The sequence below is a fragment of the Hymenobacter rubripertinctus genome (genome assembly GCF_003583925.1).
Lineage (GTDB): Bacteria > Bacteroidota > Bacteroidia > Cytophagales > Hymenobacteraceae > Hymenobacter > Hymenobacter rubripertinctus.
Map to the genome: position 1 here is coordinate 20,789 of NZ_QYCN01000011.1, position 22,951 is coordinate 43,739.

Annotated in this window: 21 protein-coding genes; 13 read left to right on the forward strand and 8 right to left on the reverse strand. The window is 60.5% G+C overall.

Features of this window, described 5'->3' with window-relative positions:
• Window positions 1-254: 254 nt before the first annotated feature.
• The 4 genes from D0T11_RS08875 to argB all read right to left on the reverse strand — a co-directional run bounded on the left by D0T11_RS08875 (window position 255) and on the right by argB (window position 4,662).
• The gene (locus D0T11_RS08875) at window positions 255-785 is read right to left on the reverse strand and encodes a TetR/AcrR family transcriptional regulator (RefSeq protein WP_119655432.1); all 531 of its coding nucleotides are present in this window, start codon (window positions 783-785) and stop codon (window positions 255-257) included.
• Window positions 786-1,315: 530 nt separating this feature from the next.
• Entirely contained in the window at window positions 1,316-2,623 is a 1,308-nt protein-coding gene (argH, locus tag D0T11_RS08880; RefSeq protein ID WP_119655433.1) for an argininosuccinate lyase, read from the reverse strand.
• Between the two features lie 201 nt (window positions 2,624-2,824).
• Window positions 2,825-3,892, reverse strand: a complete 1,068-nt coding sequence (locus D0T11_RS08885) for a M20 family metallo-hydrolase (protein WP_119655434.1) — start codon at window positions 3,890-3,892, stop codon at window positions 2,825-2,827.
• Window positions 3,880-4,662, reverse strand: coding sequence for an acetylglutamate kinase (argB, locus tag D0T11_RS08890; RefSeq protein WP_119655435.1), 783 nt, complete (start codon window positions 4,660-4,662; stop codon window positions 3,880-3,882). Before argB ends, D0T11_RS08885 begins: the two co-directional genes overlap by 13 nt.
• 593 nt (window positions 4,663-5,255) lie before the next feature.
• Here argB and D0T11_RS08895 point away from each other — a divergent pair.
• From D0T11_RS08895 to D0T11_RS08930, 11 genes are all read left to right on the forward strand, one after another.
• On the forward strand, window positions 5,256-5,825 hold the full coding sequence (locus D0T11_RS08895; protein WP_119655436.1) for a GNAT family N-acetyltransferase: 570 nt from the start codon (window positions 5,256-5,258) through the stop codon (window positions 5,823-5,825).
• 173 nt (window positions 5,826-5,998) lie between these two features.
• On the forward strand, window positions 5,999-7,192 hold the full coding sequence (gene argG / locus D0T11_RS08900; RefSeq protein WP_119655437.1) for an argininosuccinate synthase: 1,194 nt from the start codon (window positions 5,999-6,001) through the stop codon (window positions 7,190-7,192).
• Window positions 7,182-8,162 (forward strand): N-acetyl-gamma-glutamyl-phosphate reductase, encoded by a 981-nt coding sequence (argC, locus tag D0T11_RS08905; protein ID WP_119655438.1) that lies wholly within the window; start codon window positions 7,182-7,184, stop codon window positions 8,160-8,162. The genes argG and argC overlap by 11 nt, the downstream gene beginning before the upstream one ends.
• A gap of 85 nt (window positions 8,163-8,247) precedes the next feature.
• Complete coding sequence (locus D0T11_RS08910) at window positions 8,248-9,372, forward strand: aspartate aminotransferase family protein (protein ID WP_119655439.1); 1,125 nt, start codon at window positions 8,248-8,250, stop codon at window positions 9,370-9,372.
• Between the two features lie 146 nt (window positions 9,373-9,518).
• A complete protein-coding gene (locus tag D0T11_RS08915) occupies window positions 9,519-9,920 on the forward strand; it encodes an endonuclease domain-containing protein (RefSeq protein ID WP_119655440.1) in 402 nt (133 codons plus the stop codon).
• 82 nt (window positions 9,921-10,002) lie between these two features.
• Complete coding sequence (gene carA, locus D0T11_RS08920; RefSeq protein ID WP_119655507.1) at window positions 10,003-11,079, forward strand: glutamine-hydrolyzing carbamoyl-phosphate synthase small subunit; 1,077 nt, start codon at window positions 10,003-10,005, stop codon at window positions 11,077-11,079.
• A gap of 114 nt (window positions 11,080-11,193) precedes the next feature.
• Entirely contained in the window at window positions 11,194-11,640 is a 447-nt protein-coding gene (locus tag D0T11_RS22060) for a hypothetical protein (RefSeq protein ID WP_147374578.1), read from the forward strand.
• A gap of 17 nt (window positions 11,641-11,657) precedes the next feature.
• A complete protein-coding gene (locus D0T11_RS22065; RefSeq protein ID WP_147374579.1) occupies window positions 11,658-12,155 on the forward strand; it encodes a hypothetical protein in 498 nt (165 codons plus the stop codon).
• A gap of 131 nt (window positions 12,156-12,286) precedes the next feature.
• Window positions 12,287-15,517 carry a carbamoyl-phosphate synthase (glutamine-hydrolyzing) large subunit gene (gene carB / locus D0T11_RS08925; RefSeq protein WP_119655441.1) on the forward strand — a complete coding sequence of 1,077 codons (3,231 nt, stop codon included), beginning with the start codon at window positions 12,287-12,289 and terminating at the stop codon, window positions 15,515-15,517.
• Window positions 15,518-15,558: 41 nt separating this feature from the next.
• Window positions 15,559-16,098: a hypothetical protein gene (locus D0T11_RS22070; protein ID WP_147374580.1), complete on the forward strand. Its 540-nt coding sequence runs from the start codon at window positions 15,559-15,561 to the stop codon at window positions 16,096-16,098.
• A 42-nt stretch (window positions 16,099-16,140) separates the two neighbouring features.
• On the forward strand, window positions 16,141-17,085 hold the full coding sequence (locus D0T11_RS08930; RefSeq protein WP_119655442.1) for an N-acetylornithine carbamoyltransferase: 945 nt from the start codon (window positions 16,141-16,143) through the stop codon (window positions 17,083-17,085).
• Window positions 17,086-17,191: 106 nt separating this feature from the next.
• On the opposite strand, the gene dinB is transcribed toward D0T11_RS08930, so the two are convergent.
• Entirely contained in the window at window positions 17,192-18,271 is a 1,080-nt protein-coding gene (gene dinB, locus D0T11_RS08935) for a DNA polymerase IV (protein WP_119655508.1), read from the reverse strand.
• A gap of 135 nt (window positions 18,272-18,406) precedes the next feature.
• Here dinB and D0T11_RS08940 point away from each other — a divergent pair, with 135 nt between their 5' ends.
• Both D0T11_RS08940 and D0T11_RS08945 read left to right on the forward strand, forming a co-directional pair.
• Window positions 18,407-18,652: a hypothetical protein gene (locus D0T11_RS08940; protein ID WP_119655443.1), complete on the forward strand. Its 246-nt coding sequence runs from the start codon at window positions 18,407-18,409 to the stop codon at window positions 18,650-18,652.
• A 63-nt stretch (window positions 18,653-18,715) separates the two neighbouring features.
• On the forward strand, window positions 18,716-20,242 hold the full coding sequence (locus D0T11_RS08945; protein ID WP_182888316.1) for an ArnT family glycosyltransferase: 1,527 nt from the start codon (window positions 18,716-18,718) through the stop codon (window positions 20,240-20,242).
• A gap of 157 nt (window positions 20,243-20,399) precedes the next feature.
• Here D0T11_RS08945 and D0T11_RS08950 read toward each other — a convergent pair whose 3' ends face one another.
• The 3 genes from D0T11_RS08950 to D0T11_RS08960 all read right to left on the reverse strand — a co-directional run bounded on the left by D0T11_RS08950 (window position 20,400) and on the right by D0T11_RS08960 (window position 22,841).
• A complete protein-coding gene (locus D0T11_RS08950) occupies window positions 20,400-21,011 on the reverse strand; it encodes a hypothetical protein (protein ID WP_119655445.1) in 612 nt (203 codons plus the stop codon).
• Window positions 21,012-21,137: 126 nt separating this feature from the next.
• Entirely contained in the window at window positions 21,138-21,488 is a 351-nt protein-coding gene (locus tag D0T11_RS08955; RefSeq protein ID WP_119655446.1) for a CZB domain-containing protein, read from the reverse strand.
• 51 nt (window positions 21,489-21,539) lie between these two features.
• On the reverse strand, window positions 21,540-22,841 hold the full coding sequence (locus tag D0T11_RS08960) for a PAS domain-containing protein (RefSeq protein ID WP_119655447.1): 1,302 nt from the start codon (window positions 22,839-22,841) through the stop codon (window positions 21,540-21,542).
• Window positions 22,842-22,951 lie beyond the last annotated feature (110 nt).

The following is a 22,951-nucleotide window of genomic DNA, read 5'->3' on the forward strand; positions in this document are numbered from 1 at the left end:
CGAGGTATTCGCTGTCAGCTTTGGGCAGTTACCCTTATATTTTCCAGCGGCAGTCGACTTGGCTTATTCAGTGCAGGCAACATCGCCTGATGATGAAAGGAACGCTTTAGCGTAAACCTTAAGAGTTGGTAAAAAGCAACGCCCCCGACTGCTGATAGTAGTCGGGGGCGTTGCTTTTCTCTAGTTAAATAACCTACTCATACCCTTTTACATATCAAGCTAACAGCTAACAGCTAACAGCTAACAGCTAACAGCTACTGCGCTTGGTACTTGCCCTTGATGAAGTCGAGCATGTCGCGGCCGTGGTCCTCGGTTTTGGTGGCTTCCATTTTCCAAAGGGCTTCCACCAGCAGCAGCAGCAGGGCCGTTTCCTTGTCCGGATCGGGGTAATCGAGCTTCTCGAAGGCCTGCCGGAGCAGAGCGGGCACCGGTTTCATGAACCGCTCGTGCTGCTGACGGGCCATCTCGGAGTCGGCCAAACGGTACTGGAGCTTCCAGAAGTGGGGCTCGGCCTGCACCAGCTGGTAGGGCAGCTCAATCACGCTGTGAATGAACGTGAGCGGGTCGGGCTCGCCCAGGCCGCCCCGGTTGTCCTCGATGATGCGCTTGTAGCCGTTGCGGATGACAAACTCCAGGAGCTGATCCTTGGAGCCGAAGTGCTTGAAAATCAGGGCTTCGGATACCACGGCAGCCTTGGCAATGAGTTGCGTAGACGTGTTTTCGAAGCCTTTCTCCCCAAAGAGCCGCAGTGCTACCTCGGCAATATGCTGCTTGCGGTTCGTCATGATCCAGAGTAAGTTGAGCACCCGAATATAGGGATTCGGGTATTGGCGGCGTAGCCGGCAGTTGAGGCAGCAAGTTCGCGCCCGGAACGCTAAAAACGCGTAATCCGAAAAAATAAAGCCCCCTTCCACCGTAAGCCCGCCACTGGAGGGGGCCGCCCAAACAGAAGCCGGCCGACTCGGAAGGTCCGAGTCGGCCGGCTACGTGGGTTCCGAAAGCCAGCGGGCGGCAGGGCCGGGGGCAAAGCCGCGCGGCTTTCGAAGGGGGCCCGGATGAGGGTGGGAATACATCCGGATAATCAGGGTGTGGGAATTGGCCGTCAGAAAACTAGTGGGAGTCGTTATCTGATAGCGGGAGCAATATTACAAAAGGATTTCGAAACTAGTAAGTGTTAGCTTACTTTTACCGGGTGAGTAATTACTCACCGGTGCCTTTTTTTGTCGTAAGCAGCTGTTTTTCAGTAAATATCAGCCGTGTTCAAAATTTTGTCATTGCTGATGAGTGGCGGGCAAAGCAGTGCCCAGCGTAGCGGCTAACGGACAGGTGTCAGCTTGCTGCCGGCCCGGAACTGCGCCACTTTCGCCCGGATTTCGGGCAGCCCCAGGTTGTGCACGCTGCCCAAATGAGTGGTGGCGAACTCGCGGTGGGGCTGGTAGCTGCCGTCCTCCACGCTGCGGCCCACCTGCTGGTAGGCCTCGCGGAAGGGCACGCCGGCCTGAATGAGCTGGTTGATGTTCTCGACCGAAAACACGGCGTCGTACTTGGATTGGTTCAGCAAATCGGGCTTGATGCGCAGTTGGGGCAGGGCAAACAGCACAATGTCGAGGATGTCGAGCAGCTGGGTCAGGGGCTCGAAGAGGATTTCCTTGAGCAGCTGAAAGTCGCGGTGGTAGCCGCTGGGCAGGCCGGCAGTGGCCAGCAGCAGCGTGTTGGGCAGCGCCTGGAGCACCTGGCAGCGCCCCCGGATCAGCTCGAACACGTCGGGGTTTTTCTTGTGGGGCATGATGCTGGAGCCGGTGGTAAAGGCGGCCGGCAGCTCCACGAAGGCGAGGTCCTGGGAGTTGTAGAGCACCAGGTCGTAGGCCATTTTGGCCAGCGTAGCGGCCATGCCGGCCACGGCAAATGCGGTGGTGCGTTCGGTTTTGCCGCGCAGCAGCTGGGCGCCCACGCTGCTCACGGCCAGCTGGCCGAAGCCCAGTTCGCGGGTAGTTTGCAGCCGGTTTATGGGGAAGGAGGAGCCGAAGCCTGCGCCCGAGCCCAGCGGATTCTGGTCGGCCACGGTGTAGGCGGCCTCAAACAGCGAGAGGTCGAGCAGCAGGTGCTCGGCGTAGGCCGAAAACCAGAGTCCGAACGAGCTGGGCATGGCCGCCTGAAAGTGCGTGTAGCCGGGCATCAGGTCAGTTTGGTGAGTTTCGGCCTTGGTCAGCAGCACCTCCACCAGCTCCAGGGTGCGGGCGGCCGCGCGGCGGGCGTAGTCCTTGAGGAACAGCTGCAGCGCCGTCAGCACCTGGTCGTTGCGGGAGCGGGCGGTGTGGATTTTCTTGCCCGCGTCGCCGAAGTTCTCGGTCAGGTAGGCCTCAATTTTGGAGTGCACATCCTCGTACTCGGGCTCGATGACGAAGGTGCCGGCTTCCAGCTGCTGCGTTAGCGCCTGCAGACCCTGTTGCAGCTGCTCGTTCTCAGCGGCCGAGAGCAGGCCCGCCGCCGCCAGCATGTTGGCCTGGGCCGCGGAAGCCTGCACATCAAACGGGGCCAGGTACAGGTCCAGCTCCCGGTCGCGGCCCACGGTAAACTGTTCAATTTTCTTGTCGACGGCAATGCCTTTATCCCAGATTTTCATACGTTATCAAGCTTTTAGCTGACAGCTGTTGGCTGTTAGCTTTCGTTTTCAAAAGAGAAGGTAGAACGCCTTGAATGACCTTCTAAACTGTTTTCTCGCAGAGGTGCGCGGAGGTATTCGCGGAGGTAAAAGGAGGTCTGGCGGCTTATCGGGGATGCTTGGAAGAACGAGGCTGGCAGCTAACAGCTGTCAGCTAAAAGCTCATAAAACCAGCCCGCTCAGCAGCTCCACGTAGCCCCGGATGCCGGCCCTGATTTCGCTGAGCAGAATGTACTCGTCGGGGGTGTGGGAGCGGGCCGAGTCGCCGGGGCCGATTTTGACGGTGGTGAAGGGCATCATGCTTTGGTCGGAGAGCGTGACCGAGCCGAAAGTACGGCGGCCCTGCGCCCGCCCGCGTTGCACCAGCGGGTGATTGGGGGCGATGCGCGAGGAGTTGAGGTGGGTGGAGCGCGGTACCACGTCAGCCCCGATCAGTTCGCGCACCATGTCCACGACCTCTTGATTGGTATACAGCTCGTTGGTGCGCACATCTACTACGAAAGTGCAGCGGTCGGGCACCACGTTGTGCTGGGTGCCGGCCTGGAGTTGGGTGACGGTGAGCTTCACCGGCCCCAGCAGTTCCGAAACCCGTTCAAACCGGAACGCACGCAGGCGCTGAATATCGTCGAGGGCTTTGTAGAGAGCATTTTCGCCTTCTTCGCGGGCCGCGTGGCCGGTCCGGCCGTGGGCGGTGCAGTCGAGCACCACGAGGCCTTTCTCGGCAATGGCGAGGTCCATTTGGGTGGGTTCGCCCACGATGCCGAGGGTAATTTCGGGCAGCAGCGGCAGCAGCCGGCGGATGCCGTTAGGTCCCGAAATTTCCTCCTCGGCCGTGATGGCGCAGATCAGGTTGAAGGCCGGCGGGTGCTGCTCGAAGTACAGGAACGTGGCCAGCAAGCTCACGGCCGCCGCGCCCGCATCGTTGCTACCCAGGCCGGTGAGCTGGTCGCCGGCCAGCGCGGCCCCGAACGGGTCGGCGGTCCAGCCGGCGCCGGGCTGCACGGTGTCGTGGTGGGAGTTGAGCAGCACGGTGGGCCGGGCAGGGTTGTAGTGGCGGCTCACGGCCCACACGTTGTGGGCGTTGCGCTCGGGCCGGACCCCGTGGAAGGTCAGGAAACGCACGATGTGGTCGGCCGTCTGGTCTTCCTGCCGCGAAAACGAGGGCGTCTGAATCAGCTGCTTCAGCAGCTCGATGGCGTCGTCGGTAAGAGTGTCGATCAGCTCCGGCATAGGATGGTTTTTACGGACTCATTGATGCGTTGGGCGTGCTCAATGACCACGCGGGCCACGCCGGCTTCCAGGGCCGCAAAGGCATTATCGAGTTTGGGCACCATGCCGGCGGCAATAACCCCCGCACTCCTGAGCTGCTGATACTGGGCCGCCGTGAGTTGCGGAATCACGGAGTCGTCGTCGTTGACGTCGGCGAGCACCCCGTTTTTCTCGAAGCAGAAGTGCAGCTCCACGGCGTAATGCGGGGTCAGGGCGCGGGCCACGGCGCTGGCGATGGTGTCGGCGTTGGTGTTGAGTAGCTGGCCCTGGCCGTCGTGGGTGATGGCGCAGAGCACGGGCAGCAAGCCACTTTGCAGCAACTGGCCCAGCAGGCCAGCGTCAACCGCGTCGGCCGGCAAATCGCCCACGAACCCGTAGTCGATGTCCGTTACCGGCCGTTTCACGGCCCTGATCACGTTGCCATCGGCACCCGAGAGGCCCAGCGCGTTCACGCCCTCGGCCTGGAGCAGGGCCACTACCTGCTTGTTGGTTTTGCCGGCATAGAACATGGTCACGATGTCGAGCGTAGCCGCATCGGTGATGCGGCGGCCCTGCACCAGCCGGGGCGCAATGCCGAGTTGGGCGAGCAGCTGGCTGGCCCCTTTGCCGCCGCCGTGCACCAATAGTTTCGGGCCGGGTACCCGGGCCAGCTCGGCCAGAAAGCGGCGCAACTCAACCATATCGTCGAGAATGCCGCCGCCAATCTTGAAAATTTTCAGGTCGGTGCTCATGCGTGGGAAACGAAGTAAAATGCGGGGTAGGGGTGGCGGCAGGGCCGAAAGTGGGCGGCGTGCCAGCTGGCGGGGAATACCGGCGGGCCAGGCAAAGAAATTATTTTTGCAGCCGGCGCGACAAAGTTTCCGAAAATTTTACTCTAGTTTTGCAACGAATTAGCGGTTTAAACGATTTAAACCGCGAAACACTCCCCGCCGGTGCCCGGCCCTGTCATGATTCGTCCCTCCTCCATTGCGCTTCTGCGACGACCTACGCTGGTCGTGCGAACCAGGCCAGCTTAGTAGCTGGCCCGCAATGCCCGCCCGCGTTCTTACCCTGCTAAGAACCGGCGAAAGGCCGCCCGAAGCGGCCCACTGAAGGAAGATTTTACGAACAACGAACTGACACGAGTGTAAGCCCTGGTACGCACAATTGGGAAATTGCGGAGCAGTCTGCTCCCGTCCGACGGCTGGCTTTGGCCCCGTCCTGCGCTTTCCCGTCCGTGTTTCCGGCACTGGCTCAACGCCGCCCCGGGTCGGAAAGGCCTTTTGCCTGCCGAGTGTTTGCCTTAGTCCGTTGTCGAAAAAGCCGGCAACTAACTTTCCCCGCCATGTTTCTACGAGTCGCCGAAGCTGCCGATGCGCAGTACGCGGACACCTTGTGCCAGTGGTATGCCGAATCGGCCCGTCAGCGGGGCGTCGGCATTGCCAAGCGCGATCCTAACTATCTGATTAAAAAGATGGAAAAGGGTGATTCCATTATTGCGTTCCTGGATGGGGCGCTGGCCGGATTCTGCTACATCGAAACCTTTGAAGACGCTAAATTCGTCGTCAATTCGGGGCTGATCGTGAACACCGAGCTGCGCCAGGAGGGGCTGGGCCGCGCCATCAAGGAGCGCGTGTTCGGGCTGTCGCGCACCAAGTACCCGGCGGCCAAAATCTTCGGCATCACGACCAGCGCGGCCGTGATGAAAATCAACAGCGAGCTGGGCTACCGGCCCGTTACCTTCCCCGAACTCACCCAGAGTGAGGACTTCTGGAAGGGCTGCGCGAGCTGCAAAAACTACCCGATTCTCCAGGAGAACGAACGTAAAATGTGCCTCTGCACTGGCATGGTCTACGATAAGCTCCAAGACCGTTTCAGCCAGCAAAGCATTGAAATCCTGCGTCAGGAAGGGTAGAAACATCGCGCCATCGAAAAAAGAACGTGTCATCCTGAGCGGAGCGAAGGATCCTTTCACGTTTCAACGGTATCGTAACAACAGCTTGGCCAAACGTGAAAGGATCCTTCGCTCCGCTCAGGATGACACGTTCTTTTAGCGCCATTTCTTACAGCCTCACTTCTCCCCAACACATGTCTAAAAAGAAGGTAGTTTTAGCGTATAGCGGCGGTCTGGATACCTCGTTCTGCGCGGTGTACCTGACCCGCGAACTGGGTCTGGAGGTGCACACGGTTATCGTCAACTCCGGCGGATTTTCCAAAGCAGAGCTAGCCGCCATTGAGGCTCGGGCCTACGAGCTGGGCTCCTCGAAGCATGAGGTGATTGATGTAACCCAGCGCTTCTATACCGACTGCCTGCGCTACCTGATTTTCGGCAACATCCTCAAAAACGACACTTACCCGCTGAGCGTGAGTGCTGAGCGCATGTTCCAGAGCCTGGCGCTGGCCGAATACGCCCGTGAGCACCAGGCCGACTTCATCGCCCACGGCAGCACCGGGGCCGGCAACGACCAGGTGCGCTTCGATGTGGCCTTCTCAGTGATTGCGCCCAATACCGAAATCATCACGCCCATCCGCGACCTGAAACTGTCGCGGCAGGCCGAAATCGACTTCCTCAACCAGCACGGCTTCGAAATGAGCTGGGAGAAGGCCAAATACTCCATTAACAAGGGCATCTGGGGCACTAGTGTGGGCGGCGTCGAAACGCTGACCTCGCACCAGGCTTTGCCCGAATCGGCCTACCCGACCCAGCTCAGCGCCACGGAGCCTACCCAGGTAAAAATCACCTTCGAAAAAGGTGAGCCGGTAGCCCTGAACGGCGAAACCATGGACCCGGTGGCCCTGATTCAGGCCCTCAACGAGCTGGCCGGCACCTACGCCATCGGCCGCGACACCCACGTGGGCGACACGATTCTGGGCATCAAGGGCCGCGTGGGTTTCGAAGCCCCGGCTCCGCTGCTACTGCTTAAAGCCCATCACCTGCTGGAAAAGCATACCTCCAGCCGCTGGCAGCTGCTGCACAAGGACTACGTGGCCAACTGGTACGGCACGCTGCTGCACGAGGCCCAGTACCTCGACCCGGTGATGCGCGACTTTGAGGCCTTCCTCACCTCGTCGCAGGAGCGGGTGTCGGGCACGGTGTTCGTGGCGTTACTGCCCTACCGGTTTGAGTTGCAGGGCGTAGAGTCGAAGTTCGACATGATGCAGTCGAAAGTGGCCACCTACGGCGAAGAAAACAACGCCTGGGACGGCCGCGACGCCCAGGGCTTCATCAAGATTTTCAGCAACCAGCTGAAGATTCATGCTTCTTTCAACGATGAAAATTAAGGCTGGCATCGTAGGCGGGGCCGGCTATACGGCCGGCGAGCTGCTGCGCATTCTGCTGCACCACGAGTTCGTAGAGCTGGGCGGCATCGTGAGCTCCTCGAACGCGGGCAACCCGGTGCACCAGGTACACGATGACCTGGTGGGCGAAACCGACCTGGTTTTTTCCTCCGAGTTGGCCGGCGACGAGGACGTGGTGTTTCTGTGCCTGGGCCACGGCAATTCCAAAGCGTGGCTGCTCAAAAATACGCTACCCGAAACCACGCACGTCATCGACCTGAGCAACGATTTCCGCCTCATGGCCGATGCCGAGTTCGGAGGCCGTGAGTTCGTATACGGCCTGCCGGAGCTGAACCGCAGCCGCATCCAGCAGGCCCAGAGCATTGCCAATCCGGGCTGCTTCGCCACGGCCATTCAGCTGGCGCTGCTGCCGCTGGCCCAGGCCGGCCGCCTCACCGACGACATCCACGTGTCGGCCATCACCGGCTCGACCGGTGCGGGCCAGGGCCTGTCGGAAACGGTGCATTTCTCGTGGCGCACTAATAACGTGTCCATCTACAAGCCCTTTACGCACCAGCACCTCGGCGAAATAGGGGAGAGCCTGGCGCAGCTGCAGCCGCAGTCCGGGGCGGAAATCTACTTCATCCCCTACCGCGGCAATTTCGCACGGGGCATTTTCGCCAGCGTCTACACGCCCTCGGATTTGACGCAGGACGAGGCGCGGGAGTTGTACCGGAATTTCTACGCCGACGCGCCATTCACCATGGTTTCAAACCAGGAAATTCATTTGAAGCAGGTGGTGAATACCAACAAATGCCTGCTGCACGTGCAGAAACAGGGTAAGCAATTATTAATTACCTCAGTAATTGATAATCTGGTAAAAGGCGCATCGGGCCAAGCGGTGCAGAATATGAACCTGCTATTTGGCCTGCCGGAGACGACGGGGCTGCTTTTTAAAGCTGTTAGCTTTTAGCTGTCAGCTCTGTTCTGACATTCATTCACTTGGTCTTCCTCAAGAAGCTAACAGCCATCAGCTAAAAGCTAACAGCTCAAAAAAAATGGACCTCTTCAACGTTTATCCCCTCGTCAACATCACGCCCGTGCGCGCGCTTGGCGCGAAGCTGTGGGACGACCAGGGCCAGGAATACCTGGATTTCTACGGCGGCCACGCCGTGATTTCCATCGGCCACAGCCACCCGCACTACGTGCAGCGCCTCACGGAGCAGCTGCAAAACATCGGCTTCTACTCCAACTCGGTACAGATTCCGATTCAGCGCGAGCTGGCCGAGAAGCTGGGCCGCGTGTCGGGCTACGAGGATTACGCGCTGTTTCTGTGCAACTCGGGGGCCGAGGCCAACGAGAATGCGCTGAAGCTGGCTTCGTTTCATACCGGCAAAAAGCGGGTGGTGGCGTTCAAAGGTGCATTTCACGGTCGCACCAGCGGCACGGTAGCGGCTACCGACAACCCGAAAATTGTGGCTCCCTTCAACGCGGGCCACGCCGTGAGCTTCGTGGAGTACGACTTGGACGCGGTGCTGGCCGTGCTGCACGGCGGCGACGTGTGCGCGGTTATCGTGGAGCCGATTCAGGGCGTGGGTGGTATCATCAGGCCTTCCGATGAGTTTCTGCAGCACCTAGCGCTGCTCTGCTGGGCCAACGACGTGCTGCTGATTGCCGATGAGGTGCAGAGCGGCTACGGACGTAGCGGCAAGTTTTTCGCCCACCAGCACGCCGGCATCCGGCCCGATATTATTTCCGTGGCCAAGGGCATGGGCAACGGCTTTCCCATCGGCGGCATCCTGATTGCGCCCCATCTGCAAGCCTCCTATGGCCTGCTAGGCACCACTTTCGGCGGCAACCACTTAGCCTGCGCCGCCGCCTTGGCCGTGCTCGAAGTCATCGAAGATGAAAACCTGCTGGCCCACGCCACCGAAATGGGCGACTACCTGCGCACGGAGCTGCTGGCCCACGCCGGCGCCGTCGAGATCCGGGGCCGGGGCCTGATGGTGGGCATCAAATACAACTTCCCCATCAAGGAAATCCGCGACAAGCTGCTCACCGAGCACCACATTTTCGTGGGCAACGCCTCCGACCCCACGGTGCTCCGGCTGCTGCCGCCGTTGAACATCACGCGGGCGGAGGTTGACCGGTTTTTGGGGGCGCTGGTTGCGCTTACGGCCTGACGTTGCGCCTCACCCCTAGCCCCTCTCCGAAAAGGAGAGGGGGACTAGCTTCTAGTTTTTAGCCGTAGTTTTTCACACCTGTACCGCCGTGGCTCCCCTCTCCTTTTCGGAGAGGGGCCGGGGGTGAGGCGCAACGCCACAACGATATGGAACCCGCCGCCGAATCCTACCTGCCTCAAGACCACATCTTCACCGCCGACCAAAAGCAGTACGCCCGGCTAGACCTGAAAGAACGCGCCCGAGGCATGCGCAAAGAGCCCACCCCCGCCGAAGCAAAATTGTGGCAACTCCTACGCGGCAACCAATTCGGCGTGAAATTCCGCCGCCAGCACAGCATCGACCGTTACATCGCCGATTTCGTCTGTCTCACCCACAAACTAATCGTAGAACTAGACGGAGCCGGCCACCTCGAACCCAACCAAGCCGACTACGACAACGGCCGCACCGCCTACCTCACCGAACTAGGCTACCGCATCCTCCGCTTCTCCAACGAGCAAGCCCTCAATCTCCCCCGCCGCGTCCTAGCCACCATCAAAGCCAACCTCTAACCCCCAAACCCCACCCCAATAGAATACTCCCCCCTCTCCTTTTCGGAGAGGGGGCCGGGGGGTGAGGCGCAACGTCCGCACCATGCCACAAGTAACCCTAACCCTCTCCGACGGCACCGAAATCCAGGGCGAATCCTTCGGGGCCTTCACCTCCGCCGCCGGCGAAGTCGTGTTCAGCACGGCCATGACCGGCTACCCCGAAAACCTCACCGACCCGTCCTTCGCCGGCCAGATTCTGGTGCTTACCACCCCCATGGTGGGCAACTATGGCGTGCCCGGCGAAGAGCTGTACGAGTCGATTTCGACCATTTTCGAGTCCGACAAAATCCACATTGCCGGGCTCGTGGTGAACTACTACTCCGAGGAGCACAGCCACTGGAACGCCGCCAAAAGCCTCGGCGACTGGCTGAAGGAGTACAATATCCCCGGCATCTGCGGCGTCGATACCCGGATGCTCACCAAGAAGCTGCGCGAGAAGGGCGCCATGCTAGGCAAAATCGTGGCCGACACCGACGTGCCCTTCCACGACCCCAACCTCGACAACCTGGTGGCACAGGTGAGCCAGCCCGGCGTGGAACACTTCGGCAGTGGCCAGCACAAAATCGTGCTCGTGGACTGCGGCACCAAAACCAACATCATCCGCTGCTTCCTGGAGCGCGACGTGGAGCTGATTCGCGTGCCTTGGGACTACGATTTCACGACCCTCGACTACGACGGCCTGTTCCTGAGCAACGGACCCGGCGACCCCAAAATGTGCGAGGCCACCATCCGGCACCTGCAAAAGGCCCTGGCTCAGGACAAGCCCATTTTCGGCATCTGCCTGGGCAGCCAGCTCATGGGCCTGGCGGCGGGCGGCGACACCTTCAAGCTCAAATACGGCCACCGCAGCCACAACCAGCCCGTGAAGCTCACCGGCACCCAGCGCTGCTACATCACCAGCCAGAACCACGGTTTCGCGGTGGACACCGCCACGCTCCCCACCGAGTGGCAAATGCTGTTCGAGAACCTGAACGACGGCACCTGCGAAGGCATCAGGCACACGTCCAAGCCGTTCTTCTCCACCCAGTTTCACCCCGAAGCCGCCGGCGGGCCACAGGATACGGAGTTTCTATTTGATGACTTTTTGAAAGCGGTGGTGGCGTATAAGGCAAACCATTAATGCCAGCTACATTTGCACCTGTTCGTGAAGTCTGTCAAACAAAATTGTCATTCCGGCTAGCCCGTCTACTGTATGCTGGCTAGAACAACCATCTATTCTAATACTCACAAGCCCATGAGCGCATTCTTTTACCGTATTGGATTAGACGGGTACGTATATCCTGGAAATGAGAGAATACCTATTAAAACCTTGTACTTTATAGAAACCGCACTTATCCCAGAGAAAACTACTCCCAATGGCTGGCAGTATTACACATCTTTTGTGCAAAATAATGACAGGCAACGAGTGGCAGACAACGTTTTGGATTGGAACGGAATTCGTTGTCGCATTGAAGAGCGTGACGGTTGGGCATCAGACACGGAGAAGTCAGAGTTTGGTGTGGACGGAATTGTACTTAGAGCTTTTATTTCCGATTCAAAAGGCATAGAGAAAAAATTTCTATTTGAAAATAATTCTCATGATGGTCAAGCTTGGATGTTGCTAATGGCATACATCAGAGATTTATTCTTGGCTAAAAATCACAAAACTGTTGCATTAATGCGAAATTTGCGCTTGAAATAACTTTTTCACACATTCAGATGTCAGACATACTAGACTTGTCAAAGTCCGTTGAGCAACTCATACGAGGCAACGACTCCGATGCCCCACAATTTGTTGACATTTTCATTGATGCTATCAATGGAAATGCGAATGAGGTCAGAGCATTACCTGACCCTGGTCGGATTGGTGTTACGCTTTACATGGCCGTTTCAAAAGGCTTGGTAAAAGACCCCGATGTCAGATTCACCATACTGGTCTTGGTTTTTTGGAGCCTTTGGAAATCGAGAAGACATAATCCAGATAATTATGAGGTACGCGTTTCGTTAAACGCATTATTGTTTGCTCATTCAAGCATGATTGAAGCCTTTTACGCCAAAGGTCAAGAATCACTTGCGCTTGACGATTCGACAAAGGCAGAAAAGCGCCAGATTTTACATGCGTTACTTGAAGAAAGCGTATTGGATGAATCACCTGACTACAATTCGTATGGTGACGTAGCATTTTCTTATTTGGACCCGCGCATATTACGGGCATAATTCTGATTGAAAATTTAATTCGCCTCATACTTTATGCTTATTCTAATTAGATAAGCATAAAGTATGAGGCGAACTATTAATGTGCGTTTTTTTTAATCAATTCCTTTTGAAAGAAGGGCCAAAAGCAATCAATGAACAAACCCAACAAAGTACTCATCCTCGGTTCCGGCGCGCTGAAAATTGGCGAGGCCGGGGAGTTCGATTATTCCGGCTCGCAGGCCCTCAAGGCGCTGAAGGAGGAAGGCATCCGCACCATCCTCATCAACCCCAACATTGCCACCGTGCAGACCTCCGACGGCATGGCCGACGACGTGTATTTCCTGCCCGTGACGCCCTACTTCGTGGAGGAAGTCATCAAAAAGGAGCAGCCCGACGGCATTCTGGTGGCCTTTGGCGGCCAGACGGCCCTGAACTGCGCTGTGGCTCTGTACCGGGCCGGCGTGTTTGAAAAGTATAACGTGCAGGTGCTGGGCACGCCCGTGCAGAGCATCATCGACACCGAGGACCGGGAGATTTTCAAGGTCAAGCTCGACCAGATTGGCGTGCTCTCGGCCCGCAGCGTAGCCTGCACCAGCATGGCCGAAGCCCTGGCCGCCGGCGAAACCATCGGCTTCCCCATCATTGTCCGGGCCGCGTTTGCGCTGGGTGGGCTAGGCAGCGGCTTCGCCAATAACATGGACGAATTGCAGGCCCTGGCCCGGCAGGCCTTCACGACTTCAGACCAGATTCTGGTGGAAGAATCCTTGAAGGGCTGGAAGGAAGTGGAGTACGAAGTGGTGCGCGACCAGTTTGATAACTGCATCACGGTCTGCAACATGGAGAACTTCGACCCCATCGGCATCCACACCGGCGAGAGCATCGTGGTGGCCCCGTCGCAGACGCTCAGCAACCGCGAGTACCACAAGCTGCGCAGCATCGGCATCCAGACCATCCGGCACCTGGGCATCGTGGGCGAGTGCAACATTCAGTACGCCCTCGACCCGGTTTCGGAGGATTACCGGGTGATTGAGGTGAATGCCCGCCTCTCGCGCTCATCGGCGCTGGCCTCGAAAGCCACGGGCTACCCACTGGCCTTCGTGGCCGCCAAGCTGAGCCTGGGCTACTCGCTGGCCGAGCTGAAAAACAGCGTCACGCAAACCACCTCCGCCTTTTTCGAGCCCGCCCTCGACTACGTGGTGGTGAAGCTGCCGCGCTGGGACCTGGGCAAATTCTCGGGCGTGAACCGGAACATTGGCAGCGCCATGAAGAGCGTGGGCGAGGTGATGGCCATTGGCAAAACGTTCGAGGAAGCCATCCAAAAGGGCCTGCGCATGCTCGATACCGGCAAGCGCGGCTTCGTAGCCAACCGGCCCGAAAACGTGGACCAAGACACCATCGACCAGCTCCTGAGCGAGCCGAACGAGGAGCGCATCTTCGCCATCAACAACGCCTTTGAGGCCGGCTACTCGCTGGAGCAGGTGCACCAGCTCACGCGCATCGACCACTGGTTTTTGCAGCGCCTGTTCAATATTTTTGAGCTGGGCCAGCAGCTGGCCGCCGGCCGCGCCAACGGCCTCGATGGCTTGGAAACCAAGCTGTTGCGCGAAGTCAAGAAAGCCGGATTCTCAGACCAGCAGATTGCCGTGCAGCTGCTGGGCGAAGGCGACGTGAAGGCCGACGAGCTGCGCGTGCGCGCCCGCCGCAAGGCCCTGGGCGTGCTGCCCGTGGTGAAGCAGATTGACACGCTGGCCGCCGAGTTTCCGGCCAAAACCAACTACCTCTACACCACCTACCACGGCACCGAAAACGACCTGGACCGCGAAACCGCGAAGTCCATCGTGGTGCTGGGCTCGGGCGTGTACCGCATCGGCTCGTCGGTCGAGTTCGACTGGTGCGGCGTGCAGGCCGTGCAAACGGCCGCCGAGGAGGGCTACAAAACCATCCTCATCAACTACAACCCCGAAACCGTTTCGACCGACTACGACGTGAGCGACCGGCTCTACTTCGAGGAGCTGAGCTTCGAGCGGGTGATGGACATTCTGGATTTCGAGCAGCCCGGCGGCGTGATTCTGAGCACCGGCGGCCAGATTCCCAACAACTTAGCCATGCGCCTCGAAGAAGCCCACGCGCCCATTCTGGGCACCACGGCGGCGCACATCGACGAGGCCGAGAACCGCCACAAGTTCAGCCGCATCATGGACGAGCTGGGCATTGCCCAGCCCCGCTGGAAGGAGCTGACCTCGCTGGAAACCATGCACGGGTTCGTGCGGGAAGTGGGCTACCCGGTGCTCATCCGGCCGAGCTACGTGCTGTCGGGCGCGGCCATGAACGTGGTTTCCAACGCCTTCGAGCTGGAAGAATTCCTGAAAGCGGCCAAGGAAGTCAGCGCCGAATACCCGGTGGTGGTGTCTGAATTCATGCAGGAAGCCAAGGAAATTGAGCTGGACGCGGTGGCCGATAAGGGCGAAATTGTGAGCTACGCCATTTCCGAGCACGTCGAGTTTGCCGGCGTGCACTCCGGCGACGCCACCATGTACTACCCGCCCCAGCGGGTGTACGTGGGCACCATCCGCAAGCTCAAAATCATTGCCGAAAAGGTGGCCCGCCGCTACGAAATCAGCGGTCCGTTCAACATTCAGTTCCTGGAAAAAAACGGGGCCATCAGCGTGATTGAGTGCAACCTGCGCGCCTCGCGCAGCTACCCCTTCGTGTCGAAAATCTCGGGCAACAACCTCATCAAAAAGGCCACCCAGGTGCTGCTGGGCAAGGAAGTAACGCGCGACGAGAGCGAGCGAATCTACGACCTGCCCTTCGTGGGCGTGAAGGCCCCGCAGTTCTCCTTCACCCGCCTGCCCGGCGCCGACCCGGTGCTGCGCGTCGACATGGTGAGCACCGGCGAAGTCGGCTGCCTGGGCGACACCGCCGAGGAAGCCCTCCTAAAATCGATGCTGAGCGTGGGCTACAAAATCCCCGCGAAAACGGTGCTCATTTCCGGCGGCCCCATCCAATCGAAAGTGGCGCTGCTCTCCGCCACCGGGCTGCTGGTGAAGCGCGGCTACCAGCTGTACGCCACGCAGGGCACGCACCACTTTTTCGCCGAAAACAGCATCCCCAGCTCGTTGCTTTACTGGCCCGACGACGCGCAGGAGCCCAACGTGCTGACGTATCTGAAGGAAAAGAAAATCGACCTGGTCATCAACATCCCCAAAAACCTGTCGAAAGGCGAGCTGGACAACGACTACCGAATCCGCCGCACGGCCGTGGATTCCGGCATCGGGTTGCTGACGAATGCGCGGCTGGCCAAGGCGTTCATCCGCGCCTTCTGCACGTTGGAGATGGAGGACTTGAAGATTAAGAGCTGGAACGAGTATCGGGCGATGTAGAGACGTATAGTTGCGTCTCAATTTTTGAACTTACCGGACCGTTGGAAACTATTGCTTCGGGACTATCTACTTGTAAAAGACGTGTCATGAAAACAAGCGCCTTCAAGCTTCTACTGTTTTTGTGTGCTGGCGTTATATCATGTAGTTCTGACAATGATGCTCTGCAAGAATCCTTTGTCAACCCCCATATAACGAAGTATGTGAAAGGTTACATAAAGGCGACGCAGTTGGAGTACACACCTGGGATAAGTGATTCACTTGAGTTTATCACAGTCTCGATTGAGGATTCATTGGTTTCGATTGCCAGTGCTGAACCCGATTTTGAAAGAACAAAAATGGTAGGCGCGGAGCGCATAGACGGCATTCCAATCTACTTTATAGGGACACCAAATCCACAGTTGTACAAACCGGGCAAGCAAACACTTAAAATTCCATTGCAGCCCAAGCAAGTTCAACGAGCGGGCGCACCGCCACCACCGCCACCGCCCGGTTTCAACTTTGAACTTTGGCAATTGGTCTTTCGGGATGGTGAGTTGATAAGTTACTCTCCTAAAGACCGTATTGATAAATATACCCGATGAGCAGTCTTCCAATAGGGAGTAATGCCTCATACTACACTAGCCATGAAAAACTTCACCTCCTTCGCCGATGCGGGCGACTACAAAGCCCTGTTGCAGCAGGCCCTCGAAATCAAAGCCAACCCGTTTGGCTATCAGGAAGTCGGGCGCAACAAAACCGTCGGGCTCATCTTCTTCAACCCCAGCTTGCGCACCCGGCTTAGCTCGGTGAAGGCGGCCTACAACCTCGGGGCCCAGGTGTGGGTGCTGAATGCCGGCACCGACTCGTGGACGCTGGAAACGGCCGATGGTGCCGTGATGGACGGCTCGACCCAGGAGCACATCAAGGAGGCCATTGCCGTAATGAGCCAGTACTGCGATGTGCTGGGCGTGCGCACCTTCCCCACGCTGACGGACCGGGAGGCCGATTACGGCGAAGTCTTCTTCAACAAGATTCTCAGCTACGCCACGGTGCCCGTCATCAGCCTCGAAAGTGCCACGCTGCACCCGCTGCAAAGCTTCACCGACCTGCTGACGGTGGCCGAAACCAAGCGCACCGAGCGCGTGAAAGTGGTGCTCACCTGGGCCCCGCACGTGCGCGCGCTGCCCCAATGCGTGCCCAACTCGTTCTGCGACTGGTTCTCGGCCATCGACTGGGTGGACCTAGTCATCACCCACCCCGAAGGCTACGAGCTGGACCCACGCTTCACCCGCGGGGCCCGCATCGAATACGACCAGCACAAGGCCTTAGCCGGTGCCGACTTCGTGCAGGCCAAAAACTGGAGCAGCTATTACGACTACGGCCAGGTGCTGAGCACCGACCCCGACTGGATGCTGACGCCCGCCCACATGGCCCTCACCAACGACGCCAAATTTCTGCACTGCCTGCCCGTACGCCGCAACGTGGAGGTGTCGGATGCCGTGCTCGATTCGCCTAACTCGCTCATCATCCAGGAAGCCGGCAACCGTACGTTTGCTATGCAAACCGTGCTGCACGAGCTGCTGAAGTAATTCAGTATCCAGTTGGCATCAGGAGTCCCAGGGCTGAAGCCCTGGGCTAGTCAGCGGTTCGGTTCGTGCGCTAAATAGCCCAGGGCTTCAGCCCTGGGACTCCTGCTCACAACGCCAACCCCAGCTGCTGGCCTACCAAGTCCTCCTGGCTTTCGAGGTTCGAGAGCGTGAGGCCCAGCAGGCGCACGCCCTGGGGCACGGGCAGTTGGGCCAGGAGCAGTTCCCGGGCGAGGCGCTCGGCCTGGTCGCGGTGCTGGAGAGGGGCAAAGAGAGTGCGGCTGCGCGTGATTTGCTGGAAGTCGGTGAACTTGATTTTGAGCGTGAGCGTGCGGCCGCGCACGCCCAGGCGCTCGGCGTGGCCCCAGGTGGTGTCGAGGCAGGGGAGGAGGCGGACCCAGAGGTCGTCGTAGGCCGTCAGGTCGTGCTCAAAGGTGGTTTCGGAGCCGATGGACTTGCGGATACGGTCGGGGCGGACGGGGCGCGGGTCCTGGGCGCGGGCGATGAGGTAGTAGTGCCCGCCGGCCTTGCCGAAATGCTGGCGCAAAAAGGCTTCCGACTGCTGCCGTAAATCGAGGCCCGAGAAGATGCCGAGCTGGTTGAGCCGGGCCGCCGTGGCCGGGCCGATGCCGTGAAACTCGCCCACCCGTAGCTTTTCTACGAACGCCAGCCCCTGCTCGGGCCGGATGACGAACTGGCCGTTGGGCTTGCGGTAATCGGAGGCCAGCTTGGCCAGAAACTTATTGTAGCTGATGCCCGCCGAGGCCGTGAGCTGGGTTTGGCGCAGGATGTCGGCCCGGATTTGCCGGGCCACTTCGCTGGCCAGGGGCAGGCCCTTGAGGTTCTCCGTCACATCGAGGTAGGCCTCATCCAAAGAAAGCGGCTCGATCAGGGGCGTGTACTCGGCGAAAATGGCCCGGATCTGCCGCGACACGTCCTTGTACACCTCAAAACGCGGCTTCACGAACACCAGCTCGGGGCATTTGCGCAAAGCTGTAGCCGAGGGCATGGCCGAGCGCACCCCGAACCGGCGGGCTTCGTAGCTGGCCGCCGCCACCACGCCCCGGGCCCGGGAGCCACCCACCGCCACGGGCCGCCCGCGCAGCTCCGGGTGGTCGCGCTGCTCCACGGAGGCGTAGAACGCATCCATATCCAGGTGAATGATTTTGCGGTTGTCGGCGGATTCCACGCCCAAATTTCGGTAAGTCGGGGCGGAAAACCAGCGGTGGGTTTTGGCGAAACCAACCGGCCGCGTCAGTCGGCGGCTGGCCGGCCGGGTTGGGCTCTGCCCGGGCGGCCGTATCTTTGGGTTCTGCCCGCCGCCATGAACTACGCCGACTTCAAACAGCTGCACATGTACCGCCAGACGGAGCACCTGCGCCAGCACGGCCGGCTGCTGGCCGAGCGGCGGGAGGACAGCTTCCGCCTGCGCCTGTTCGCGGTAAGTGACTTCTACGCCGAGGAATGGTGCGCCTACGACAGTGAGCACATCCTGTTCATCCACCTGTTCCAGCACCAAAGCGGCCTGCGCGACTACCTGGACGCCATCCGCCTGCCCAAGGGTCTGTAACCTTCCGGCCGGGCCAGAGCGCGTCTCCGGGCGACGGATATGGCGTATTTTCTATATTGGGGCATGAAATCCCCGCGTGTGCTGCCGCTGCTGCTGGCCCTGGTCAAATTTGTTTCCGGCTACCTGCTCTCCAGCCCGGCCTACGAGCTGCACCGCGACGAATACCTCTACCTCAACTACGGCCGCCACTTAGCCTGGGGCTACCTGGAAGTGCCCCCGCTCACGGCCCTGCAAAGCTGGGTGACCCTGGCTTTGGGCGGCGACTGGTTCTGGGTGAAGTTCTGGCCCTTGCTCTGGGGCAGCCTTACGGTGTACGTAGTGGGGCGGGCGGTGCAGCGGCTGGGCGGCGGCCCCTGGGCGGTGGCGCTGGCGGGGCTGAGCTACCTGCTGGGGGCCTACGCCCGGCTCAACTTCCTGTTTCAGCCCAATTCCTTCGAGGTGCTGGCCTTCACGGTGGTCTGCTACTGGCTGATTTGCTACCAGCAGCAGCCCGCGCCGCGCTGGCTCTACGCCATCGGGGCCGTGCTGGGGCTGGCCCTGCTCAACAAGTATTCGGCCCTGTTTTTTATTCTGGCTTTGGTGGGGGCACTGCTGCTCACCCAGCGGCGCATACTGGCTACGCGCGCCTTCTGGGGCGGCGCGGCGCTGGCCCTGCTGCTGTGGCTGCCCAACCTGGCCTGGCAAATCAGCCACGGCCTGCCGGTGCGCCACCACATGGCCCTGCTCCACGATACCCAGCTGGTCAACGTGTCGGTGGGCGGGTTCTGGCAAAGCCAGCTGGTGATGAACCTGCCCAGCCTGTGGGTGTGGGTAGCCGGGCTGGTGGCCTTACTGCGGAGTCCCTACCGGGTGGTGGGACTGGTGTACGCCGGGGGGCTGCTGCTGCTCACCCTGCTGCACGGCAAGGACTACTACGCCCTCGGCTACTACCCGATTCTGCTGGCCGCCGGGGCCGCCTGGTGGGAGCAGTGGCTGCAAGCGCGGCCCCGCCTGGGCCGGGTTATGCGGCCGGCGCTGCTGTTGCTGCCCGTGCTGCTGAGCCTGCGCGTGCTGCCGCTGCTGTTCACCCTGGAGCCGCCCGCCCGCATGCTGGCCCTCGGGGCCCGTTTCGAGAAGCTGGGTGTGCTGCGCTGGGAAGACGGCCGCAACCACCCCCTGCCCCAGGACTACGCCGATATGCTGGGCTGGCGCGAGCTGGCCGATAAAACCTGGACCGCCTATCAGGGCCTGCCCGCCGCCGCCCGGGGCCGCACCCTCATCCTGACGGCCAACTACGGCCAGGCCGGGGCCATCAACTACTACAACCGCCACCGCGCCCTGCCCCCGGCCAACAGCTTCAACGGCAGCTACCTGTTCTGGCAGCCGGTGGCCCCGGCGCAGGGCTGGCAGTACATTCTGCTGATTGATGACGAGCCCGATGCCGACCTGGCCCATCATTTCCAGTCGTTGCGACGGGTGGGGGAGGTGCGCAACGCCTACGCCCGCGAGCGGGGCACGGTCATCCTGCTCGGCATCCACCCCGATGTGATTCTGCGCAACTACGCCCGGCAGGAACACCAGCGCCAGCTCGCCGAGTGGGGCCAGTTCTGAACGGGTAGCGGATAAGGCCGTCATTGCGAGCGGGGCCGAGGAATCTCGCGTGCTGACGTTGAGTTACTAGGGCAACGTCAGCACGCGAGATTCCTCGGCTCCGCTCGCAATGACGGCCTTTCTTTATCCAATCAAACCAGCCAGACAGCCCAAGCCACTACTCACTTCCCGGGCGCTCTACGTCCACGATTTCATCTTTTTCCAGCATGATTTCCAGGTCGTAGCGGGTGAGTTCGAGCGCGTCGGGGGCGAAATTCTCGGGCCGGTTAAGCTCGCTGACTTTGGTCTGGTTGTCGATTTCGTAGTTGTTGGCCAGCAGCTTCACGGCGTTGCCGGCCACGTCCTGCACTTTCCAGAGCGAGTAGTGGCCGTTGCTGGTCCGCACGTGGTAGAGGTCGCCCCGGTGGGGCAGGGTGATGAACGATTGGTTGGCACGCTCGTCGTTGCTGTTGGCCACCAGCGCCCAGCCCAGGCCCACCACGGCCAGCAGCAGGCCCGCGAAATGCCACCACGGGGCGCGGCTTCGCTGCTTAAGCTCCCGCAGCGACTGCCGCAGCTGCGGGGCCATTTCCTTGGCCCCCACCACTTGCCCGCACTGCCTGCACTCCGAAGCCCCCGTTTTGCCGATCGGCAGTAGCGGCACCCAATACAGGTGGGCATAGCGCCCGAACACGCTCATGCGCAGGCTGTCGGCGGCGGCGCAGGCCGGGCAAGACCCCTCTACGGGTTCCGTGAGCAGGTGAGATGTCTGATAGCCGTAGATAAGCATGCTATAGGCAGGGAAGTCGGCGGCCCGGCCACCGCGATGAATAGGAAATAGCTAGAAAGAGGTGCTAGTTAGCTTTTTCACCGCAAAAGTCGGTCAAAGCACCCGGGGCCGCTGGTGCGGCCGGCTTTATACGAATTGCTCCAGCTCCTGCAACAGCGTTTCGATGCGGCTGGCGTGGGCATCGAGGCGCTCCAGGCCGGCGCGCGACTCTTCCAGCTGGCCCCGCTGGTACTGGCGCACCAGGTCCTGGCCGGTCATGAGCATCTTTTGCAGCTCCAGCTCCAGGCGCTGGAAGTGGGGCGTGGTACCGTACTGGGGCTTGATAACGGCGTACAGCCATTCGCCCAGCGGGTTTTCCCGGATAGCGAACAGGCTGGGGTCGGGCTCGCGCACCCCGTACAGCACGGAGCGCAGCCGCGACTTAAACAGCACCTGCTTGATGCGGGCCTGCTGGAAATCGAGGTTGGTCAGCTCCATGAGGGGGGGGGCGAAAACCGGGTGCCGCGTACGGACCCTGAACAGTAGAGCCTACGCATCGGAACCGGGGTGTTCGAGGGCCCGTCGGGCGTTCACCAGCTCAGTTACATCGTAGGAAAAGTGCGAAATGCCCACGATCCGGCCCTTTTCGCGCAGGGGCTGGTAGGTCACGTTGAAGAACCGCTCCTCGCTTGCGCCGCTTACCGGATCGGTGGCGACAAAAGGCACTTCGGTGCCGTGGAATGGCTCGCCGGTCTGGTAGACGTGGTCGAGCAGGGCAATGAAGCCTTGGCTTTCGGCCTCCGGAATCACCTCCTTCACGGTGCGGCCCAGCAGCTCGCGACCCGGAAACAGCTGCTGGTAGAGCGGGTTGACGAACTCGTGGCGGTACTCGGGGCCGCGGGCAATGGAGATGATGGCCGGGGCCTCCATGAACAGGTTGTAGAGCGTTTCGCGCTGGCGCTGGGCTTCGGCCTGGGCCTGGTAGGCCTGGTCGGAGAGGGCGGCCTGCTGCTCGTTGGCTTCGAGCAGCTCCTGCACCAGTAGTTTCTGGTCGTGGATGTCGGTGCCGGCACCCACCCACATCGTGAGCTGGCCGCGCTCGTCGTGGCGGGGCAGGCCGCGCATCAGCAGCCAGCGGTAGTGGCCGTCGTGGCGGCGCAGGCGGTATTCGATCTGAAACGGCTGGCCGGCGGCAATGGCTTCTTCCCACCGCCCCACCACCCGCTCCCGGTCGTCGGGGTGAACGGCCTGCTGCCAGCCTTTGTTGAGGCTCTGCTCCACCGGGCGGCCCGTAAACTCGAGCCAGCGGGGGTTGAAGTAGTCGCGTACCCCATCGGGCCGGGCGGTCCAGACCAGAATCGGCAACGATTCGAGCAGAAAGCGCATCCGGTTCTGGGTTTCGTTGAGGGCCTGCTGGGCTTCGGCGGCCCGCAGTGCCGCCTGATGGCGCTCGGTTACGTTGCGGGTGCGTTGCAGAATGAAGGCCAACTGGCCGGCCTCATTGAGAACCGGGAAGTGCGTGGCCTCCCAGTACATTTCCTCCAGTCCGCCGCCCTGCCCGGCCGGCCGCGCCAGATCGTAGCGGATCAGGGGCATGGTGTGGGGCTCCCGGTGCCGCCGCACATGCGCGTGCGACTCCCGTACAATACGGGCCGATTCTTCGTCGGCGGCCGGGTAGGCCTCGAAGAAGGGCTTGCCCACGGCCTCCGCCCGGGGCTTCATCGATGCGGCCACGTGGCTGTCGGTATTGTCCACGATGGTGGCCTCGGCATCGGGCGCAATCAGCAGGAAGTTATCGGGCAGCGACCGGAACAGCTGGTGGTAATCGACCGGAAAAGCAGCGGAAGGCATAGGGCGGGGCGGATGAGGCAGGGCGGGAGAGCAGCGCGCCGGGCCGGCGCATACCCGGGGGCTGGCGAATATACACCCGGCCGGGCGCTTTCCTAAGCTTCGGGGGCGAA